The organism is Pseudomonas sp. SST3 (assembly GCF_003325755.1).
In genome coordinates this window covers 1-3,658 of record NZ_QORI02000160.1, presented here as the reverse complement: position 1 = coordinate 3,658, position 3,658 = coordinate 1, and the positions used below count along the sequence as shown (strand labels likewise).

The window sequence follows — 3,658 nt, the reverse complement described above, 5'->3', positions numbered from 1 at the left end:
TTGCCGCAGTGGTTGATTGAGATTGAGGCGGAGGCGGTTGATATGAGTGGCTTTGACCACCGAGCGCTGACAAATGCTGCTGATCATCTGTAGTCAAACCGCGATTCCCCCCGTACCATTCGCCCCCCTCGCAGTGACGCGAGCGCAGCGCCAGGAAGGCTCATCCCATATTTTTCCTGACGCCTGCCGTTTATTTTTTATGCCTGCGTTCAGGGTTCGATATGTCTCGCTTCTCTCGGCCTTTGGCCTTGTTCTTGATTACGGCAGCCCTGGCAGGTTGCGGTACTCAGTCTGCGTCGCTGGTTAGCCAGCCGTTGCAACCTGGCCCCCAGGACCCGGTCGCTTATGTAGTCGGATCAATCGGCCCGCAGAGCCTTAGCGCATCTCCTGCGCCTAATCAGCGTTTACTGTTTCGCAAGCGCGGTTCCGAGTTTGGCGCCGCAGCGATCTGGGTGGGCGTCGGTCGGCAAACACCTCAGGATGTGAAGGATGCGGCCGGTGCCGCCAGTGTATTCGTGTTGGCGCTCAAGCCTGGGGATTATGAGTTCTATGATTTTCAGTTTTTCTCCAGCAGTTATTCACCCCCTCTGGGGACGACCTACACCTCGGTGCAGGCGCGAGAGAAATTCAACCTGCCACTGCGCCTGAAGGCCGGCAACGCCTATTACCTCGGTGAATTTCGCTCGTTATGCCTTGGCGCTTCGCTGTGTGCCTTCCGCTGGCGCGACCAGCAAGCACGCGATGAGCCGCTAGCGCGGCACTCTGTTGCGGGCCTGCCGGCTCTGGAGTTGTTGCCGCTGGATTATCGCAGCGCCGCCCCTTATATCATCGCGCCGCTGCCATCCGGGGCGGGCCAGAACATCCTTCACGAGACACGCCCATGAACCGTTTTATTACGTTCAGCGCCCTGGCGCTGCTGACCGGGTGTGCAACCACCCATACGCTTCCTGAGCGTGCATTGCCGGATGGCAAGGAATATCTCAAGCCGATCCACGTCATGATCGATGACCCGCTTAATGCAGCACAAATTCGTAACCAATTGCGTGAGACTGGGGTGTTTCGCAGTGTCGAAAGCGGCCGGGGCAACGCGGACGATTACTCGGTGTGGGTGCGCTACAACGTTCAGCGTGATATGCCGCCTTTCCCGGTGGTACTGCTGAGCGCGGCAACTCTGTTTCTGCTGCCCCTGTCCGTGAGCATTGACACCACCACCGAGTTCTCCCTGCAGCACAATGGGAAGCAGCTCAAGCAGTACAGCTACCGCAACGTCACCCACAAATATTCCTGGCTGCTGGATGGCCCTGGCGGGATGGAGCTACAGAGCGGTCACCGTGTTGCACGGGCTTTTGCCGAAGATGTACAGCGCGACGGGCTGCTGCCCGAAGAGCACGCACAATGATCAGGACTACGTTACTGGCCGCCGTGCTGTTGCTCGGTGGTTGCGGTACCGCCCTCAAACCGTTGGATTACAAGGCAGAGCGTGCCTACGTGCCGATGAGTGTCACGATGCCGTCGCCCGTGTCGAGGTTTGAACAGCAGACGCAACGCGAAGTTATCCAGTTGTTGCGTGACACAGGTGCCTTCAGTTTTATGGATGGCGGTTTCAGCAAGACGGGCTACAGCTTGTTGGTCGATCAACGCGGCGGTAAAGGGGCCGGTGCGCTCCCGGCGATACTTGGCGCGTTGACGCTGTTGACCGTGCCAGTGCCCTACACCTACGAGCGCCAGTTGCACGGCTCGCTGTTCAAGGACGGGCAACTGCTCAAAACCTATGCTTACAAGCGTGGTGGTTGGACAGCTACGACCTGGTACATCCCCATGACCGAGCCCCGCAGCGAAAGCGAGATGTTGAGCGAGTTGATGCGGGATCTGGAGCACGATCACTTGATTCCTTATCAGTGACAGTTGGTTATTTTAATTAGTGTTGATAGAGAGGTTCACGGATGAATTACGAATTGTTGTTTGGCTTGGATGTGCAACTGGGCTTTTTGGTGATGGCCTTTGTGTTGGTGATGGCGGTGATTGGCTTCATTCTGGACAAAAGACACCACGCCGCAAGTTGTCGTGGCGACCGGCGTTGCGCTGATTTCGATTGCCGCGTGTGCCGTGGTCTCCATCGACGCATTCAATGGGCTGGCGCAGTCACTGCACGAAAAAGGCAAAATCAGCGGTGCTCTGTTTGACCAGGTGAAACACCGCTCCAACCTGTTCCTCTTTGTTTTCCCGTTTGTAACCGCCGCCATCGGCACGAACCTGATTTCCGACGTGTTGACCAAGAAATTGCATTATGAAAAATCCTTGGGCCCTGTGAATTTGTTGCAAGGGTGCTTGGAACTTATGAAAATTCTTTTCGGTTTGGTTATTTTTCCGTTTGTTGCAATTGGCTTGGCGCCCTTCGTGTTGGTCGATACGTGGAAGCGCCATGTCACCCGTTATATGGAAGGAGTTGGCGCAGTGAATCGTCATCTGCAACTCAAGATGCTGAAGGCCGACATCATTTCCAGGAACCTGTTTCGTGGCCCACCCGCCAAACCTGCGCCCTGATTCCGGTCGTCGGCACTCAGCCCTTAATACCGAACCATCACCGACTTAACGCTCGGTGTAGTCCTCAATGAACGCACTGCCAAACTCCCGCCCTAATCCCGAAGACCGGCTGCCACCAAACGGCACTGCCGGGTCGAGCAAGGTGTGCATGTTCACCCACAGGGTGCCGGCCTTGACGGCCGGGATCATGCGCAGGGCCTTGCCCAGGTCATTGGTCCACAGGCTGGCGCTCAACCCGTAGGCCCCGTGGTTCATCATGGTCAGTAGTTCGTCTTCGCTGTCGTAGGGCAGGAAGGTGGCGATGGGGCCGAAGGTCTCCTCGTTGAGCAGGGTGTCGTGCAGGTGGTTGGCGAGGATCACGGTGGGTTCGACGTAGCAGCCGGGGCGGTCGATGAGGTGGCCGCCGTGGATGATCGTGTTGTTTTCGGCGCGGGCCTGGTTGAAGTAGCCGAGCAGTTTTTGTTGGTGTTGCTGGTGGGTCACCGGGCCGAATTCGGTGTGTTCATCCAGGGGCGAGCCATGGTCAGGCGGCTGAGACGCGCCTTGAGTTTTTCCAGCACGGCGTCGATTTGCGAGCGGTGCACGAAGAAACGTTCGGCCGCTGCGCAGATTTGCCCCGAGTGCAGGAAACCCGCTTCGATAATGCCATCCACCGCTTTGTCTACATCCATGTCGCGCAGGAAGCCGGCGGCGTTCTTGCCACCCAGTTCCAGGGTCGCGCGGGTCAGCCCGGCGCCCATGGCACTGCGGCCTACTGCAATACCGGTGGGCACTGAGCCGGTGAAGGACACCTTGTGCGTGCCGGGGTGTTCCACCAGCCCCTTGCCGACTTGGCCGCCGCCGGTCAGCACATTGAGCACCCCCGCCGGCAACCCGGCGTCGATGGCCAGTTCGGCGATGCGCAGCAGGGTCAGCGGTGTGAATTCGCTGGGCTTGATGATGATGCTGCAACCGGTCACCAGTGCCGAGGCGAGCTTCCAGATGGCGATCATGGTCGAGAATTCCACGGCACAATGCCCACCACCACGCCCACCGGTTCGCGCAAGGTGAAGGCGGTGTAGCGCTCGCCATTGAACGAAGGCAGCGACGGCGTGAGGGTCTGGCCGCTGAGCTT

Annotated in this window: 4 protein-coding genes and 1 pseudogene; 4 read left to right on the top strand and 1 reads right to left on the bottom strand. The window is 58.5% G+C overall.

From position 1 onward, the window contains the following. Positions 1-314 precede the first annotated feature (314 nt). The 4 genes from DQ405_RS25735 to DQ405_RS25720 all read left to right on the top strand — a co-directional run bounded on the left by DQ405_RS25735 (position 315) and on the right by DQ405_RS25720 (position 2,544). Entirely contained in the window at positions 315-884 is a 570-nt protein-coding gene (locus DQ405_RS25735) for a hypothetical protein (protein WP_241730229.1), read from the top strand. After that, complete coding sequence (locus DQ405_RS25730) at positions 881-1,399, top strand: hypothetical protein (protein ID WP_003192421.1); 519 nt, start codon at positions 881-883, stop codon at positions 1,397-1,399. Before DQ405_RS25735 ends, DQ405_RS25730 begins: the two co-directional genes overlap by 4 nt. Continuing rightward, a complete protein-coding gene (locus DQ405_RS25725; RefSeq protein ID WP_003192419.1) occupies positions 1,396-1,902 on the top strand; it encodes a hypothetical protein in 507 nt (168 codons plus the stop codon). Before DQ405_RS25730 ends, DQ405_RS25725 begins: the two co-directional genes overlap by 4 nt. 120 nt (positions 1,903-2,022) lie before the next feature. Next, positions 2,023-2,544 (top strand): hypothetical protein, encoded by a 522-nt coding sequence (locus DQ405_RS25720; protein ID WP_174824724.1) that lies wholly within the window; start codon positions 2,023-2,025, stop codon positions 2,542-2,544. A 23-nt stretch (positions 2,545-2,567) separates the two neighbouring features. Here DQ405_RS25720 and DQ405_RS25715 read toward each other — a convergent pair. Continuing rightward, positions 2,568-3,658 (bottom strand): annotated as a pseudogene (locus DQ405_RS25715) (aldehyde dehydrogenase family protein); the annotation flags it as partial.

What these genes read in the sequence shown, in the direction of transcription:
- DQ405_RS25730 (WP_003192421.1), top strand. Translation starts at nt 881, where the DNA reads ATGAACCGTTTTATTACGTTCAGCGCCCTGGCGCTGCTGACCGGGTGT.
- DQ405_RS25725 (WP_003192419.1), top strand. Translation starts at nt 1,396, where the DNA reads ATGATCAGGACTACGTTACTGGCCGCCGTGCTGTTGCTCGGTGGTTGC.